Annotated in this window: 13 protein-coding genes and 1 riboswitch; all 13 genes read left to right on the top strand. The window is 43.4% G+C overall.

From position 1 onward, the window contains the following. The first annotated feature begins 75 nt into the window (after positions 1 to 75). The 13 genes from AC3WJJ_RS14870 (at position 76) to AC3WJJ_RS14810 (ending at position 16,571) form a co-directional block, all read left to right on the top strand. Positions 76 to 1,761 (top strand): methyl-accepting chemotaxis protein, encoded by a 1,686-nt coding sequence (locus AC3WJJ_RS14870; protein ID WP_492541737.1) that lies wholly within the window; start codon positions 76 to 78, stop codon positions 1,759 to 1,761. A 183-nt stretch (positions 1,762 to 1,944) separates the two neighbouring features. After that, on the top strand, positions 1,945 to 2,118 hold the full coding sequence (locus AC3WJJ_RS14865) for a hypothetical protein (protein ID WP_492541735.1): 174 nt from the start codon (positions 1,945 to 1,947) through the stop codon (positions 2,116 to 2,118). 193 nt (positions 2,119 to 2,311) lie between these two features. Further along, a complete protein-coding gene (cobD, locus tag AC3WJJ_RS14860; RefSeq protein ID WP_492541733.1) occupies positions 2,312 to 3,403 on the top strand; it encodes a threonine-phosphate decarboxylase CobD in 1,092 nt (363 codons plus the stop codon). A 16-nt stretch (positions 3,404 to 3,419) separates the two neighbouring features. Beyond that, the gene (locus tag AC3WJJ_RS14855; protein ID WP_492541731.1) at positions 3,420 to 4,142 is read left to right on the top strand and encodes an adenosylcobinamide amidohydrolase; all 723 of its coding nucleotides are present in this window, start codon (positions 3,420 to 3,422) and stop codon (positions 4,140 to 4,142) included. After that, complete coding sequence (gene cbiB, locus AC3WJJ_RS14850; protein WP_492541729.1) at positions 4,139 to 5,116, top strand: adenosylcobinamide-phosphate synthase CbiB; 978 nt, start codon at positions 4,139 to 4,141, stop codon at positions 5,114 to 5,116. The genes AC3WJJ_RS14855 and cbiB overlap by 4 nt, the downstream gene beginning before the upstream one ends. Next, positions 5,107 to 5,700, top strand: a complete 594-nt coding sequence (locus AC3WJJ_RS14845) for a histidine phosphatase family protein (protein WP_492541727.1) — start codon at positions 5,107 to 5,109, stop codon at positions 5,698 to 5,700. The genes cbiB and AC3WJJ_RS14845 overlap by 10 nt, the downstream gene beginning before the upstream one ends. 83 nt (positions 5,701 to 5,783) lie before the next feature. Beyond that, a riboswitch (cobalamin riboswitch) is annotated at positions 5,784 to 5,994 on the top strand. Positions 5,995 to 6,238: 244 nt separating this feature from the next. Then, the gene (locus AC3WJJ_RS14840; RefSeq protein WP_492541725.1) at positions 6,239 to 7,240 is read left to right on the top strand and encodes an ABC transporter substrate-binding protein; all 1,002 of its coding nucleotides are present in this window, start codon (positions 6,239 to 6,241) and stop codon (positions 7,238 to 7,240) included. A gap of 69 nt (positions 7,241 to 7,309) precedes the next feature. Continuing rightward, positions 7,310 to 8,380 (top strand): nicotinate-nucleotide--dimethylbenzimidazole phosphoribosyltransferase, encoded by a 1,071-nt coding sequence (cobT, locus tag AC3WJJ_RS14835; protein ID WP_492541723.1) that lies wholly within the window; start codon positions 7,310 to 7,312, stop codon positions 8,378 to 8,380. After that, the gene (gene cobU, locus AC3WJJ_RS14830; protein WP_492541721.1) at positions 8,377 to 8,949 is read left to right on the top strand and encodes a bifunctional adenosylcobinamide kinase/adenosylcobinamide-phosphate guanylyltransferase; all 573 of its coding nucleotides are present in this window, start codon (positions 8,377 to 8,379) and stop codon (positions 8,947 to 8,949) included. The genes cobT and cobU overlap by 4 nt, the downstream gene beginning before the upstream one ends. Beyond that, positions 8,946 to 9,755, top strand: a complete 810-nt coding sequence (gene cobS / locus AC3WJJ_RS14825; protein ID WP_492541719.1) for an adenosylcobinamide-GDP ribazoletransferase — start codon at positions 8,946 to 8,948, stop codon at positions 9,753 to 9,755. Before cobU ends, cobS begins: the two co-directional genes overlap by 4 nt. Positions 9,756 to 10,029: 274 nt before the next feature. Beyond that, positions 10,030 to 11,211: a response regulator gene (locus AC3WJJ_RS14820; RefSeq protein ID WP_492541717.1), complete on the top strand. Its 1,182-nt coding sequence runs from the start codon at positions 10,030 to 10,032 to the stop codon at positions 11,209 to 11,211. 19 nt (positions 11,212 to 11,230) lie between these two features. Continuing rightward, positions 11,231 to 11,896: a class D sortase gene (locus AC3WJJ_RS14815; RefSeq protein WP_492541715.1), complete on the top strand. Its 666-nt coding sequence runs from the start codon at positions 11,231 to 11,233 to the stop codon at positions 11,894 to 11,896. Positions 11,897 to 12,104: 208 nt separating this feature from the next. After that, positions 12,105 to 16,571 (top strand): collagen binding domain-containing protein, encoded by a 4,467-nt coding sequence (locus tag AC3WJJ_RS14810; protein ID WP_492541713.1) that lies wholly within the window; start codon positions 12,105 to 12,107, stop codon positions 16,569 to 16,571. The last annotated feature ends 228 nt before the right edge of the window (positions 16,572 to 16,799 follow it).

The following is a 16,799-nucleotide window of genomic DNA, read 5'->3' as shown; positions in this document are numbered from 1 at the left end:
AAATTTGTAAGATGATATGTCGATATTAATTAAGGATAACTACAATATTGATTTCATCTCAGGAGAGTGGACAGCGTGATTAATTCAGTGGGCAAAAAAATAGGAGCGGGGTTTTTATGTATTTCTTTGATATTAGGGATTGTTAGCTACATCACTTATTCTCAAATTGATAGGCTTGATTCCTCCTACTCCGACTTGCTTAATCGAAGAGCACTTATTTTGTCTTATGCTAAGGATATACAGAACTCCGCATCTCAGGAAATTAGTTTTCTACGCGCCATGTTACTGAAGGAAGAAGGGGCTTATGAATCTTTAAAGGAAGCCACCTCCGAGATGGAGAAGTCCATTAAGCAAACCAATGATTTGATACACCTCCCAGAACATATTGAAATGATGAAACAGATAACCACGTTAAATCAGCAGTTTAGTACTAAGGTTGCACAAGTGGAGGGCTTAATCTATAGCCTCCCTAATGGAGCGATGCGAGTAGCAACAGAAGAGGCAGCACCTTTGGCGAAGGAAATACGAGGGATGGCAGAGAAATTGGTATCTGCCCAGATCGAAAGTATGAACGAAGGAAGCGTAGAGAATTCAAAACTTGTTCATTCGGTGAATCGAATGATCATAAGTCTAAGTGTAGCGGCCCTCATCATGGCTACCGTGATTAGTGTGATCGTCTCAAGGATGATATCAAGACCTATGGGGTTGTTGTCCAAGGCTGCTGAGGCGATTGCAGCAGGTGTACTGAATGAAGAGGATATAAAAGTGAAAAACCGCGATGAGATTGGAAAGCTGGCGCAGTCCTTCAATCTGATGAAGAAGAATTTACAAGACTTGATTGGCCATGTGGGATTAAATACGGCACAAGTCGCAGCAACCTCTGAGGAACTATTTGCTGGCGCTGAGGAGACAAGTAAAGCAACAGAGCAAATTAATATAGCGATTCAGGAAGTGTCAGCAGGAGCAGAGAAGCAAGTTTCGAGCTCGATGGAAGCTGCCGAAGCTGCAGGTCAAATTTCAAATAAAATGAATCAAGCGGCGAAGTCGATTCGATCGATGACCCAATTAACAACAGCAGCTAATGATAAAGCCAATTCTGGAAATCAAGTCGTGAAGGATACTGTAGAACAGATGAATGTCTTACAGCAGGCAGTAGACGGGACAACCGGAGTTATTAATGAGCTGGGGGAAAAATCAAGAGAGATTGGTCAAATCGTTAACTTGATTACAGATATTGCGAAACAGACGAATTTACTGTCGCTCAATGCAGGTATTGAAGCGGCGAGGGCTGGAGAACAGGGGAAAGGTTTTGCTGTTGTCGCAGCAGAGGTAAGGAAACTAGCTTCAAGCTCGAATGAAGCAGCAGAACACATTCAGGGGTTGATCCAAGAAATTCAGATGATATCGGACACCGCAGTGGTCTCGATGAAGGAAGGAGCCTCTGTCGTCAATGAAGGGATCAGGAGAGTACATTTAACGGGTGAAACATTCCGTGATATTGCGCTTTCTGTAGAACATATTGCAGTAGAATCTCAGGAAGTGGCAGAGATCATAGATCGCGTGAGTACAAGTTCCGAGAGTATGGTAGGCATGATGGAAGACATCGCGAATACCTCGCAACAGTCAGCTGCGAATACGCAGAACGTTGCAGCCTCCGCCGAAGAGCAAAATGCCTCAATGGAAGAGGTTTCCGCAGCAGCAGCGTCCCTAAGTAGCATGGCTCTTGAGTTACAAGAAACAATTAGTAGATTTAAGTTGTAGTAGCATACATAACTTAGAAGCTTCCCATAAGCTTTAGCTGGGAGGCTTCTTTTATATCCTTAATTCATGTGATAGAGACATTAGTAGAATTCAATATGTGGATATATATGGTATATTTGTTGTGTGTGCTCCATATAAATGGAGGATCTTAAGAGGTAACAATGTGAATCTAAGGAGGATTACATGGGACAAGAGAGGGAAGTGCAAGAACTTAAAGAGCGATTAGAGCGGCTTGAGAAGCAACTTGAGAATCGATCTAATGGTATGAATGTATTGAAAATCTTGCTTACCATTGTATTAGCTATATTTTTGTTATTGGTTACGATCGGAATAGTCCAATTTGTAAGCAGTGGATAGAGTAATCAGGAATGCTGTGATTACCCTTTCAGCGAGTGAATCAAGTGTTTACAATATAACTAAGCTTCCTATAAGTTCAGTCAGGAACAGGGAAGCTTCTTTTCTATGTCATTTTTGACTTCTCATTGACGCATTCGAAGCTTCAGCGCGATAATAGCATCATTGAATTCATTAAGTCAGGAGCGTAATCGGTATGTTAGAACGTTATGGTCACGGGGGAGATTTAGAAACGGCAGCGGAGACATATGGATTAGAAGAGGGCCAATTCCTCGACTTCAGTGCCAATATTAATCCGCTTGGGCCACCTAAACAAGTGCTTGAGCAATTGGGACAAGCGTTATCCTCAATTATTCGTTATCCAGATCCCGGACATCGTCAATTTAAGCAGATTCTAGGACATAAACTAGGAATTCGTGAAGAACACATTTGTGTAGGCAATGGTGCAGCTGAGTGTATGTCTCTCATACTTCTGGGACTGTATCCTCAAACGGTGGGCATTGTAGAACCTTGCTTCTCTGAATATCGTCAACTATCGGAACAGTTTGATATCGAAGTACAATCGGTACGCGGTAGACCTGAACTGGATTGGAAGGCGACGGTAGAGGACATTGGGAAGCTTATGCAGCAAGTGGATCTGGTGTTTCTCGGACAACCTAACAATCCAAACGGCGTACAATACCGACTAGAAGAGCTTCGTCTGTTAGCTGAACAGGCTGAACAATCACATACCTATCTTGTTATCGATGAAGCCTTCATTGACTTCATTGCAGAAGAGCAACAGGCGTCTTTATTAACGGAACTGGATAACTACCCGCGAACGATACTGGTAAGGTCGATGACGAAGTTTTATGCGATTCCCGGTCTGAGATTAGGCTATACGTTAGCTCATCCTGATGTCATTAAATTCATGACTGGAAAGCAGGTAACATGGAGTGTGAATGGTCTAGCACTGCTAGCGGGTGAGGCGGCACTGGATTGTGATAAGGAATTTGAACTGGGTACGATGGAGCTCATTACGGAGCAACGTGCACGCTTAATCCAAGGGCTAAGTGCACTGGGGTGTGAGGTCAGTCCAGGAGAAGCTAATTTCTTATTGTTGAAATTGCCTAACCCTTGGCGGGCAGTTGACATGCAGCAAGAGCTTGGACGGCGAGGCATATTAATTCGAAGCTGCGCGATGTATCCAGGACTTGGAGATAACCATGTTCGAATCGCTGTTAAAGATGCGGAAGCTAATCGAATATTTCTAACCGAAATAGAGCATGTACTCAAGAATGCAGGTTGAGAATAGGAGTTTTATCATGACAACACCTTTTTTGAATAATGACAAAATGGAGTATAGATCTGTGGCTGTTCCCGGGTTAATCTTGACCAAGCATGAACGTCATTTACAACTTCAGGCTCCCACCCTTCTAGATGGTCTTAGTAGTGCCATACACGGTGGAGGTATGGGGAAGATTGATCGGATCGCTAATATATATGTGGATCGATTGTACAACTGCAGTAATCCGGAACAAGATATAAGGAAACTGTTCCATGAATGGGACTATTCCCTGCAATCAACGGCAGGCTTACTGACAGCCGTTCGCTTGGAATATGCAGCTGTTCTTGAAGAAACAGATAAAGATGCTTCCGTATTTTGCTGTACGACAGCTGGAGTATCCAACGGTGCACGTGCTGGATCGGCGCGAACGACATACCCGGTGTATCAGCCTGGAACGATAAACATCATGTTAGTCATTGATGCAAGAATGTCTCAAGCAGCGATGGTGAATGCCATTATTACGGCTGTTGAAGCGAAGACGGCTGCCCTTTCAGATCTCGGCATACGTGATGCAGAGAATGGCCTAATTGCGACAGGGACAACGACAGATTCAATCGTGCTAGGAGTTAGTCAGTCGAATGCCTATCCAGCCGAGCATAGATACTGCGGAACAGCCACAGATCTTGGAGCTGCTATCGGACGCACGGTGTATGGAACCGTAATCGAAAGCTTCAAGGCTCCGGGAGTGAGGCGATCATGATGGAATGGACCTTTGCATTCATTCTCTGTGCGGCATACCTGTTAGATCTCATCATTGGAGATCCAAGATGGATTCCTCATCCCGTGATTGGCATGGGGCATGCAATTAAGCGATTGGAGAAGTGGATTCGTAGTCGCTTCACTAAACCAGGCCATCTGAAAAAAGCAGGTATCCTGTTCCCAGTCATGATCGTGGGAGGTTCGCTGCTTATTACTTGGGCGCTACTTAAGGGATTGTATTTCATTCATCCGTGGCTTGCCATTTTAGCCGAGGTTGTGTTGATTGCAACAACAATTGCTACGAAAGGACTGCGGGATGCAGGAATGGGCGTGTACAACCATCTGAAACAGGGGGATTTACCTGCCGCACGGCAAGCACTCGGTATGATTGTGGGACGGGATACAGCACACTTGGATGAGCCTGAAATCGTTCGGGGAACCGTTGAGACGGTCGCGGAAAATATTGTAGACGCCATCGTATCCCCACTATTTTACGCACTGATCGGAGGAGCTCCGCTTGCTATGGCCTATCGTGCAGTAAACACCCTGGATTCTATGGTTGGATACAAGAATGATAAATATATCCATTTGGGTTGGGCTTCTGCTCGATTAGATGATATCGCTAACTTCATTCCAGCACGTATAACGGCATTACTGCTCGTTGTTAGCAGCTGGATGCACCGCCTTGATTACAGACGGTCGTACCGAACGATTAGGCATGACGCACGTCTTCATCCGAGTCCCAACAGTGGATTTCCAGAATCAGCTGTAGCCGGAGCTTTAGGAATTCGTCTTGGGGGCGAGAATGTATATTATGGTGTCGTATCTTTTCGAGCTTACATGGGCGAGTATACACGTCCAATGAATAAGGATGATATCCTGATAACCAATCGATTGATGTTGACTGCATCAATACTATTTCTATTACTAAGTTTAATGATCTTTTGGCTAGTAGGTGGAGCATTATGGAGTTAGAACTGGTATGTATTCGGCACGGTGTAACACAGTGGAATAAGGAGAAACGCTATTTAGGTCACACCGATATCGGACTGCTTCAAGAATCGCTGACTGCGCTTTTACCATTGAGGGAAGAACTTGAAGGAATGACATTTCGTCAAATATTGTGCAGTGACTTAAAGCGATGCCGGGAAACATTAGAACAGGTGTATACATCTACAACTGAACAGGTAGTCTTCGATAAGCGGTTACGAGAAATGGATTTCGGAGCTTGGGAGGGTCAGACCTACGATCAGTTGAAACATATACCCCTGTATCGGAATTGGCTGGATGATCCTCAGTCTGTGACACCGCCGGGAGGTGAATCCTGGGGGCATTTTCAGAAGAGGATAGCAGAATTTTTAGATAGTCTAGTTCATGATATGGGCATTGATAATGAGAACAATCGGATACTTATCGTCACACATGGAGGCGTGATTAGACAGATTGCAGCGATGACTATACCGGGTTCATCGTTCTGGGATTTTACAGCTGAGCCTGGAAGTCTGCTCATCCTAAAGCTAAAACATGTGGATGAGACATGGATCGGGAGCCGTGGTTAAGCCTTCAATATCCGTTACAAAGGGTTGTAAGCTACTCATATGTAACCTATAATCATGAGTTGAGAGGTAAGGCTTGTATCTAAATGAATATGAACTTATAAGGTCTAGGATTAGAGCCAAGTAAAGTGCTTCTGCTCCTAGTTAAAAGGGAAGTTGGTGAAATTCCGACACGGTCCCGCCACTGTGAAACAGGGATATTCTCGATGTACCACTGTTCTGCGCCTAAGTAGAATGGGAAGGTGAGAATATCGATTACCTGTGAGTCAGGAGACCTGCCTTATAAGAGTACGACAGTCCTTCGAGGAAAGGATTACGTTTGGCTTGTGGAAGTACTGTGGTATGACTCGGTACTATGCCTGTGGAACAGATGGTCATCAATTGACTATAAGTCCTTAAGACGTAATCCCTGATTCTTTCTTAATGATAAGAAGATCAGGTTTTTTTTGTTGCACAGACTTCGTAAAAAAGGTTCATTGAAATCACAAGAGACACGTCTCACAAACCATACTTAAAAAGAAGATAGGGGAGAGAAATAACAATGAAACAGTTATGGAAGAATTGGACTACAGGCGCACTAGCGATCATAATGGTACTAGCGCTCGCGGCTTGTGGCAGTAATGAGGAGCCGAAACCAACAACGGACCCCACATCAACAGAACAAGTAACTCCACCGGCTGAAGAAGGAACGACGCTCAAGACGGAGTATCCTTTAACCGTTAAGGATGCTACAGGAGAGTCCCTTACATTTAAAGAAGCACCGAAGAAGATTATATCGATCTCGCCTGCGGAGACCGAAACATTGTTTGCAATCGGACTTGATGAAGAAGTTATTGGTGTATCGGATTTCGATGATTATCCAGAAGCGGCTACAAAGAAACCGAAAATGGGTGGTCTATATAATCCGAATGAAGAAGCAATTATTGCCGCTTCACCTGATCTCGTAGTAACAGGAATCTCTATGAGTGCAGAAGCAGCTCAGCATTTGCGTGATCTAGGAATTACGATTTACAAGACAGATCCGAAAACCGTAGATGATGTTATTGCAAATATTGAAGCTTTTGGTCTGATCACAGATCATCAAGAACAAGCTAAGACAGTCGTGGACAAGATCAAGCAGGATCGTGAAGAAGTAACGGAAGCTGTAAAATCACTTACACCTGAGCAAAAGAAAAAGGTGTACATCGAGTTCTCCCAAGGCTGGACAGTAGGTAGTGGAGAGTTTATGGATGAGCTGATCACCTTAGCAGGCGGTGTTAACGTCGCTGCGGATACGGTGGGCTGGAACGAAATTAGTGAAGAGAAGATCATTAAAGATAATCCGGATGTCATCTTGTTCTCCAAGAATGTTGTGAATGAGGAAACAAAGGAAACTTTGGACCAAATCATTAAAGCACGTAGTGGTTGGGATCAAATTACAGCTGTGAAGAATGAAGCGATTTATGGTCTTGATGATAACCTGGTAAGTCGTCCAGGGCCACGTGTAACGGAAGGACTTAAGGAAATTGCTAATGCGATTTATCCTGAACTGATGAAGAAGTAAAGGAAGTAAGCTGACACTATCTAATGGATGCTTGCTTACATCTAAGCGTAATTAAAGGAGTAATGATGTATGAGACAAAGTGTCATGGAACGTATCGGAGAAATTCGAGGGTTGGATCAATCCGCCATGGAATTAGCGAAACAGCATATTAATAACCTGACGGTCCCACCCGGCAGCCTAGGCAAACTGGAGGCAATGGCGATACAACTCGCGGGTATTACGGGAAACATAAAGCCTTCATTTGACCGAAGAGAAGTTATTATCATGGCAGGCGATCATGGTGTTTGCGATGAGGGTGTGAGTGCTTTTCCACAGGAAGTTACACCTCAAATGATTCATAACTTTCTCGCGGGTGGTGCAGCGGTTAACGTTCTAGCCAGACAAGCGGGTGCAGAAGTAGTATGTGTGGATATTGGGGTGAATAGTGAGCTGTCCCACTCTGATCTTCTGTCGCATAAAATCCGGTACGGTACCGCGAATATGGCACAGGGTCCTGCAATGTCTTACGATGAAGCAATGCAGTCCATTATGGTCGGTGTTAAGGTTGTTGAAGATGCGGTTAAGCGCGGAGTACAGTTGTTTATTACAGGTGAAATGGGAATTGGAAATACGACGGCCAGCTCAGCGGTAATCTGTGCACTCTCTGACATTTCAGTTAGGGATGCTGTAGGCCGAGGAACCGGCATTGATGACTCTCGTTTGCAACACAAGATATCCGTAGTTGAAAGAGCACTTGAGGTGAATAGCCCTGATCCCAATGATCCGGTAGATGTACTGTCTAAAGTAGGCGGTCTTGAAATCGGAGGTTTGGTTGGTGTTATTCTTGGCGCAGCAGTAAATGGCTGCCCTGTAATTATTGATGGATTTATCTCGAGTGCAGCAGCATTGCTTGCCAAAGCCATCTGCCCAGTAGCGGCAGATTACATGATTGTATCTCATGCTTCTCATGAGCAGGGACATCGGCGTCTTCTGGAAGAGTTAAATCTTCGGCCCGTACTTGATTTAGATCTTCGAATCGGGGAAGGTACAGGCGGTGTATTATGTCTTCATCTTGTCGATGCAGCATGCCGGATTGTTCGTGAGATGGCAACCTTTGAAAGTGCGGGAATCTCAGGTGAAACCAAGGAGAAGGATTCATGATCACACTCGTGACAGGCGGTGCAAGAAGCGGAAAGAGCAGTTTTGCTGAGAAGCTATGTATATCGAAGTCCCCGTCTGCTGTGTATGTGGCTACCGCCCAAGCTTTTGATGATGAGATGAGGGAACGTATTGCTCTGCATCAGCTTGAACGAAGTCTAGCGAACTATGCTTGGCGAAATGTAGAAGAGCCTATTCAGCTTGTCGAACTCCTAAGTAATTGGCATGAGTTATGCCAAGGCGAAGTAGACTCTCCTCCGACTGTGTTGGTCGATTGTCTCACTCTGTGGTTATCTAATATTCTTCTCTCATGGGAAGGTGAGCAAGATGTACAAGCGAAGGTGAAAGCCGAGATTGCTCGTCTTGTAGACCAAGCAGAGCGGTATTCTGGTGAATTAATTCTGGTAACGAATGAAGTGGGCAGCGGCATTGTACCAGAATACCCATTGGGTCGATTGTATCGTGATTTAGCGGGTTACATGAATCAGGCTATATCTCGAAGTAGTGCACAGGTATTCTTGGTAACAGCGGGTATACCTATAGAGTTGAAGAGTAGGGAGTACAGATTATGACGAGATGGGGTCAAGCGGCTGCGGCCGCTTTTCAATTTCTATCACGCTTTCCAGTAAGAGCTAATCTGGATTATACACCAGCACTTTTTCGCCAAAGTGTGAAATTCTATCCTTTGGTTGGCGCTGCTATTGGACTTGTGGTATGGGCTGCTGGTGCAGGACTTTCGTATTTATTGCCTATAATGCCTGCTGCAGTATTGACCCTCATCTTATGGGTATGGTTCACAGGTGGACTTCATCTGGATGGTTGGATGGATACGGCAGACGGGATCCTCAGTTATCGATCTCGTGAGCAGATGCTAGACATCATGAAAGATAGCCGCGTTGGGGCTATGGGTGTGATTGCCTGTGTGCTGCTGTTAATGTTAAAGCTCTCATTAATCTACTCCTTGCTTAATGGCGGCACGCAATATTCGGGGCTATTCATTCTTCCCTTGATTTGGAGCCGATGGTTCATGGTTCGTGCAATGTCAGCGTGGCCATTAGCTCGTGGTAAAGGTGGCCTAGCAGGACAGTTTAAAGATATAGACAAAAGTCAGCAGCGGGCAACACTGCTTATCGCCATGCTGTTGTCAGGGATATTCGCTTTAATAGCTCCATTGATCCAAATGGATAACCATTCGATGATTCTATCGATTTTTGGATATATTCTGCTTCCACTGGGTATGGGGGCTGCTGGAACATGGCTGGCTCGGAAGTTGCATCTTGCATTAGGAGGACTAACGGGTGACACTTACGGGGCTCTTAATGAATTCCTCGAAGTGATAGGTTTGCTCATACTTGTGCTGTTGTATAAACATCTATGATCTGATGGCATTATCGCCTAATTAGATGCTTAAAGTATAATAAGAATAATTCTTGTGAAAAGGCCGCTCAAGGGTTCAAACCTTGGGTGGCTTACTTGTGTTGGGAGACATAAGAAGAATCATTTTAGCGTAGCGTCTCTCTCAAAAGGTAAAGTGGAAAAACGATGACTGCCCTATTCAAAAAATATTCAGTAGCGTATGATTAAGTTGTATGGATACACTTTTTTTGATGTCTAGTCTGTAAATGAAATAGAATAAGGAGAGTAGACACGAATTGGGGGTTGAACTAAAAGCGATGTTCTTAAGGGCGATCGTTGTAGATGATGATAGGCTTACGCTTAGAAAAATGGAGAAGCTGTTGACAGCAGACCAATATGGAGATGAAATTAAGATTATGCTTTCGGGTGCATTTCAAGACCCAAACGAAGCTATCTCATTTATTTCTCGTGAAATGGTAGATTTGGCTTTTTTGGATATGGAAATGCCGAGTATTGATGGATTTGAACTAGCTGAGAGGCTGCAACAGATCCAACCGGATATTCGAATTATTTTTGTAACTTCCTATCAGGAATATGCGATTAAGGCTTTTGAGATGAATGCACTTGATTATCTAATGAAGCCAGTACGTGTCTCACGTCTAGCAACAACGCTAAAGCGCGCCGTAGATACAACAATGATGAAGAGTACCGCGAGCTCTAGTTCTTCGGTCCGTGCTACGCTCTGCTGTTTACAGAACTTGCACTACATCGATTTAGATGGACATGAGCGGTTCTTCTCTTGGAAGACATTAAAGGCACCGGAATTGTTTGCGTATCTGGTATATTATCGTGACAAAACAATTAACAAACAATTGCTCATAGATTTACTGTGGCCAGGATATGATGTAGAAAGAGCAACATCTCAGCTATATACTGCAATCTATCAGATTCGGAAAGTGATTCAGGCTGCAGAACTTGATTTGGAGATAAAATATAAGGATGAGGGCTACCGAATGGTGTGGGGAGCTGTAAATCTGGATGTGGATGATTGGGAGAATGATCTTCGCCAGGCCGGGGAGGTTACTCCAGGCACACTGGATACTCATTTAGCCATAAAAGCGCGCTACACTGGAGATTTCTTGGAAGAGCACCTCTATACCTGGGCAATGTGCGAGCAAGAAAGGATTCGTCTGCTCTGGCTGGATCATGTGAAGCGTATTGCTGATTATTACCTAATACAGCGCCAATACACCGAAGCCATTCTTCTATATCAAGAAGTAAAAGAGAAGATACCTGATATAGAAGAAGGATACTTTGGATTAATGAAAATATATGCTATGTTGAATTATCAAGTTGAGGTTCAGAAGCAGTACCGGCTTCTATTGAACAAATTTAAAGAGGATTTTGACCTACCTCCTAGTAGCGAAATCACGAATTGGTATGAGCAGTGGAGTGGCTCCTTGCAACAAATTCATTAAAAGGACAGGTTGAATGTAGATGAAGATAAAGATAGTTGCTCTGCTCTTTATTCTCACTGGCATCGGTATTCTTTTCTATCCGACGATAGCAGAGAAATATCATGACAAACAACAGGAGCAGATCGTAAAGGAATGGCAGAATAGTATTTACAATATTAACAATGGTGAAGACGCCTTAGAGGAGAACAAGACGAGTGAAGGGAAGACACTGACAGGTGAGGGGGATGTAGCTTCTACTAGTCATGAAGATTCGATATTAGGTGGGTATCCAACAGCTGAGGGACTATTAATGATTGATAAGATCGACTTCATGCAGCCTATACTTCACGGTGCAACCGTTAGTCATCTCAATACAACTGTGGCAAGTGTTGAGAATACGGGAAAGGTCGGGGAAGTTGGAAACTACGCCGTGGCTGGACATCGTAATCGTACATATGGAAGAAACTTTAATCGGCTTGATGAAATCGTAATTGGCGATAAGATTCAAGTGGATAATGGAACTGAAATTTTTGAATATACAGTGACAGAGAAGTTATATGTAAAGCCAGAAGAAGTGCAGGTGCTGAATCCGAACGGAGTAGATAAGGAAATAACGTTAATTACTTGTCATCCTATGGTCAATCCAACACATCGAATGATCGTGAAAGGAAAAATAATGGAGCCATCCTTAGCATCGTCTCATTAGAGAACGGTGCTTTTTTGTTGTTGTTTCATCATGTTTCGACAGATTCAGAAAATATTCAACATCATTTTGTAGAATAGTGAATTGTTAGGTGAACACCGAGGGGAAGCGATTTACGTCACTTCGACTACAACTAGATACAGCCAGTAACAAACAAACTATTATTTGAAATATGAGGTGAATCGTTGCAGTGCAGAAAATTAGAAGGTCGATGTCCGTATTTTTAATCCTAGCTCTCATGATTAATTTATTCATCCCGTCTTCATTCGCTATAGCTGCTGATGAATTGGATCAACCGGTTACGAGTGAAGAGAGCGGGGTTGCTACGGATCAGATTGTGGATGAGGATGCTTCAGAAGAAGCGGGAGAGAATACCACGGACGATAGCAATACGAAGGATAGTAGCACGAATGAAATCATTGCGGATGAAACAGTGGATGAATCGGGTAAAGATCAATCCAGTGTGCAACTGAACACAGGAGTGATCACAGAGAAATTGATTACGTCCGTAACAATGAAAGATAAAGATGGAAATCCAATTAATACGGTACGACCAGATCAGGGCTCCCGTGTACAGATTGACTTCGAGTGGATGCTTCCTGAAAATCACGGGTATAGTGCTGGTTCTACATACACCTTCCAACTTCCAGATAAATTCAAGGTAGACCGTGTCATACAGGATAATCTGGAGGATGGTATAGGAACATTTGAAGTAACTCCTTTTGGACAGGTTACATTAACCTTCAGTGAGGAAATTAACAATCAAGAACAATTGTCAGGATACTTTTTTGTGTGGAGAGAATTTGATGAAAAGTCATTTTCCGGAGGCACACATCAAGATGTTATTTTTAAGTTTAACGAAGGTGCTGACATTACGATCCCAGTCCATTTTAAAAGTAAATCGGATAAAGAATTCGATAAGAGTGGAACGGCTAATAAAGGAATGAATCCGAGCGAGATCCATTGGGTAGTTGATATGAACAAAGGTGAGCAGAAGATTAATAATGCTGTATTTACCGATGTGTTACCCGCAGGGCTATCTATCGATATGAGTTCGATTGAAGTGTTCGTACTTGAGGTTCAGTTGGACGGAAGTGTAAAGCAGGGAGCGCAGTTGTCTACTGCCGAGCTGGAGTCAAAGGTAGAAAACAACGTATTCGAGCTAAAGTTCCCCAATACTGATAATACATATAACATCAACAGTGCTTATCGAGTGAAGTATAAAACATTCATTACTTCAACAGCAGATGATACTTATACGAATAATGCAAAGCTTACCGGAGATCCTTCGATTAGTCAGGTCGGTTCGGATCGTGTAACCGTGAAGTTTAGTAAGCCGCTTGATAAGAAATCGACAGGTTACGAATCATCTACACAGACGATTACCTGGTCAATTCAGTACAATTATAATGAGCAAGTGGTTCCGCAGGCGAAAGCTTGGATCAAGGATACTTTTGATAAGACACATCAACAGCTTGCTGAGGATTCTTTCCAAGTTTACGAGATGACGATTGATGATAATGGGAAAGCGACACCAACAGGAACAGCACTCGTAAAGGGAACGGATTATAGTATAGATAATACGGCAACGGATGGATTTACACTTCAATTCAAGAATGATATTAGCACAGCATATGAAATCATTTATAAGACCTCTGCAATTAATCGCGTATATGGTGATAAAGTGCCCGTGAAGAATAAAGTGGAGCTTGAGAATGGTACGAACATAGAGGCAGGTCGTGACATTGGTCAGGTTATCTTCGCGAAGCGTGCAGGTCAAGTGGATTACGCAGCGAAGACGATTGAATGGAAGATTAGTCTGAACAAAGACAACAAGACGATGGATAAGATCGTGATTAAGGATAGCTTTGCTGGTCAAAACCTGATGTTCATTCCAGATTCATTGAATGTCAGTGGGCTTAAACTAGATAATGGGGACGGAACAGGAGATTATACCGTAAAACCAGACCCAACCTATGACAAAGGGTTCATCCTTTCGTTTAAGAACCCTACGTCGGTTGGCCATGATATTACCTACAAGACATCTTTTGATCCAACAATGGTTAACCCTAACCCCTATCATAATCAGGCTGTACTGAATTGGGAAGAGAATAGTACTCCGCAACCATCCATCACGAAATCAGGAGAAGTGGATCCGGATACTTACACGAAAGACAATGGTCGTAAGATAGGTGAGTACAATGCTATTACTAAGGAGATTACCTGGACGATCGATGTGAACTACAACCTTCATAAGATTAAAGAAGCAGTGGTTCGTGACTTCTATACCAGTGGCCAGAAATTTGTAGATGGTTCACTGACCGTGCATAAGCTGAAGCTTACAGGGGGCTCAGATGGAGTAGAGTCTGGAGAAGCGTTCGAAGGATACACCTTTGAAACCAAGAAAGAGAATGATAAAGATGGTTTTGAATTAAAGCTGGGTGAAATCGATTCGGCTTATCGAATTACCTACAAGACAAGTCTTAAGGGTCTCCCTGTAATTAAAGATTATAGTAATGAAGCGACATTACATGATGCAAAGGGTACAAACGGATTTATCTTTAAGAAATCGGCTACCGTTAATCCGGAATTCCCTGAAGAGTATGTAATTAAAAAAGGGAAGCAAGGAACAGGTGCGGACGCAGACTTTGCATACTGGGAAGTGAACATTAACCGCAGCTTGTCGTATATTGATAAAGGTGCTGTACTAAAAGACGAATTGTCAGCGAACCAAATACTCGTGAAGGATTCCTTTAAGTTGTACAACAATATCGTTGATGCACAAGGGAATTTGAGAAAGGGCAGCTTGGTAGACCCGTCTTTATATACTTTAGATGTTCAGGGAAATACATTTACACTTGTATTTGTTAATGAGATCGAAAGCTCATTCTTGTTAGAGTATCAATCTTTCATCAATGCAGATCATAATGAGATTATTAATAATAAGGTTACATTCCAAGGGCAATCTTCAGGCGCTGTGGATAAAAACGAACAAGAAAATATTAAAGTACAGTTCTCAGGAGCTGGTGGAGGAGCGAATTCCCCAGGTAAAGGCAATCTGAAAGTACTTAAGGTAGATGCCGCGGATGGCAAGACACCTCTAGCTGGAGCCCGTTTTGGACTCTACGACAAAACAGGAGTTAATCTGCTCGAAGAATTAGTTACTGATGAGAATGGCGTAGCCGAATTTAAGGGCTACAAGTATAAAGACTACATGCTCAAAGAACTACAAGCTCCAGCAGGTTACTTGATTGGATCAGAGTACAAAACAGGCAAGATCCTGAAGTTTAAGACGGATGCAACAGATTTTACTGTAGCGAATGTAAAAGGCAATTGGGATGTGGAATTAACGAAAGTGGATCAAGATGACCAGAATCACGTTCTAGCGGGTGCAGTCTTTAAACTTCAGATCCATAATGGAACTGAATTCGTTGATGTATCTGGTCAAGCAGAATTCACGACCGATACAGATGGGAAGATCCAACTCCCTAACTTGAAGCCAGGCAGCTATCAGTTCGTAGAGACGGAGGCGCCAAAAGGTTATAAGCTAAATGGAACACCGATTCCATTCACTGTGGATGCGGATCAAACTGCACCTAAACAACTAATTGTACCCAATGAGATTTATATCGGTTCCGTAGAATTGTTGAAAGTAGATGCGGTTACTGGAGATGCACTTGAAGGTGCAGAGTTCGAGCTTTGGGATGCAGCAGGCCATGTGGTGAAGAGCGGACTTACGACAGATCAAGATGGGAAGTTGTTTGTCGATCAGCTCAAAGCAGGCGGCTATCAATTCATAGAGATAAAGGCGCCAGATGATTACGTACTGAACGAAATTCCACTGGCCTTCGAAATCAATGACGATAGTAAACAATCGATCACATTTAAGAACTCCATGAAGACAGGCTCAGCGAAGATAACCAAGATCGAACAAGGTCGGCCTAATGTGAAGTTACCTGGAGCGCAGTTCCGAGTTCTGGATGCGAACAAAGCTCCGGTGAAGGATATTGATGGCAAGGAACTAGCTGAGCTGACTACAGACATGAATGGTGAATTGCTAATTCCAGATCTTAGACCAGGTAAGTACTATATTGAGGAGACTCGTGCACCATATGGCTACCTTTTGAAGGATAAGCTAACAGAGATTCAAATAGTCATTGGAGAAGAAACGCTCGTGACTATAGAGAATATTTATATTCACTCCAATGGCGGTGGAGGCGGTGGTGGTGAGACTACTCCGTTCCCACCTGTTACTCCGAATCCAGGGGAACCGGTAGATCCTGATCCGGAACAGCCAGTAGATCCCGTTGAACCCGAAGTACCAGGTGACACTGGGGAGCCAGGGAGACCGGTTGATCCTAGTCAACCGATTGATCCTTCAAATCCTTCAAATCCTTCAAATCCATCGGAAAATGAAAATCCGCCAGCTGCTGGTGATAAAGGCGATCCATCGGGAAATGATCATACGGGTGGAACACCAAATGGAGGTTCTGAGTCAGTAGATGGCAACCAGGGTCAATCACCGAATGGAAACAATGCTCAAAATCCAACAGGTGACAGGCTCCCTAAGACAGGCGAAGATAGTCATTTACCATTCCAGTTAGTTGGTTTTGGATTTATTATGTTTGGGTTGGCACTGATGATCCTGCGGAAGAAAACGATGTTCCGTAAACAATAGTCCCATGTACTTTATATAAGATAGAAGCTTGCTGAACATACAGCAAGCTTCTTTTTCCTTTTGAAGAGAACTTGAACGAAATCGTCGTAATTGATTCGCTCTCCTCCACATGATTACATAAAAAAGCTGAACACCCTGTCACGCCCTTAACGGTAACGCCAGCCTTGGCTCAGCCCTTCAGAAACCATTGTATAGTATGAAAAGCATACCAGAGCAAGCTCTTTTTCA

The sequence above is a fragment of the Paenibacillus sp. FW507-14B1B genome, from assembly GCF_058781425.1.
Note: the sequence above shows the minus strand (reverse complement) of the source record. Positions and strands in the feature narration are given on the sequence as shown.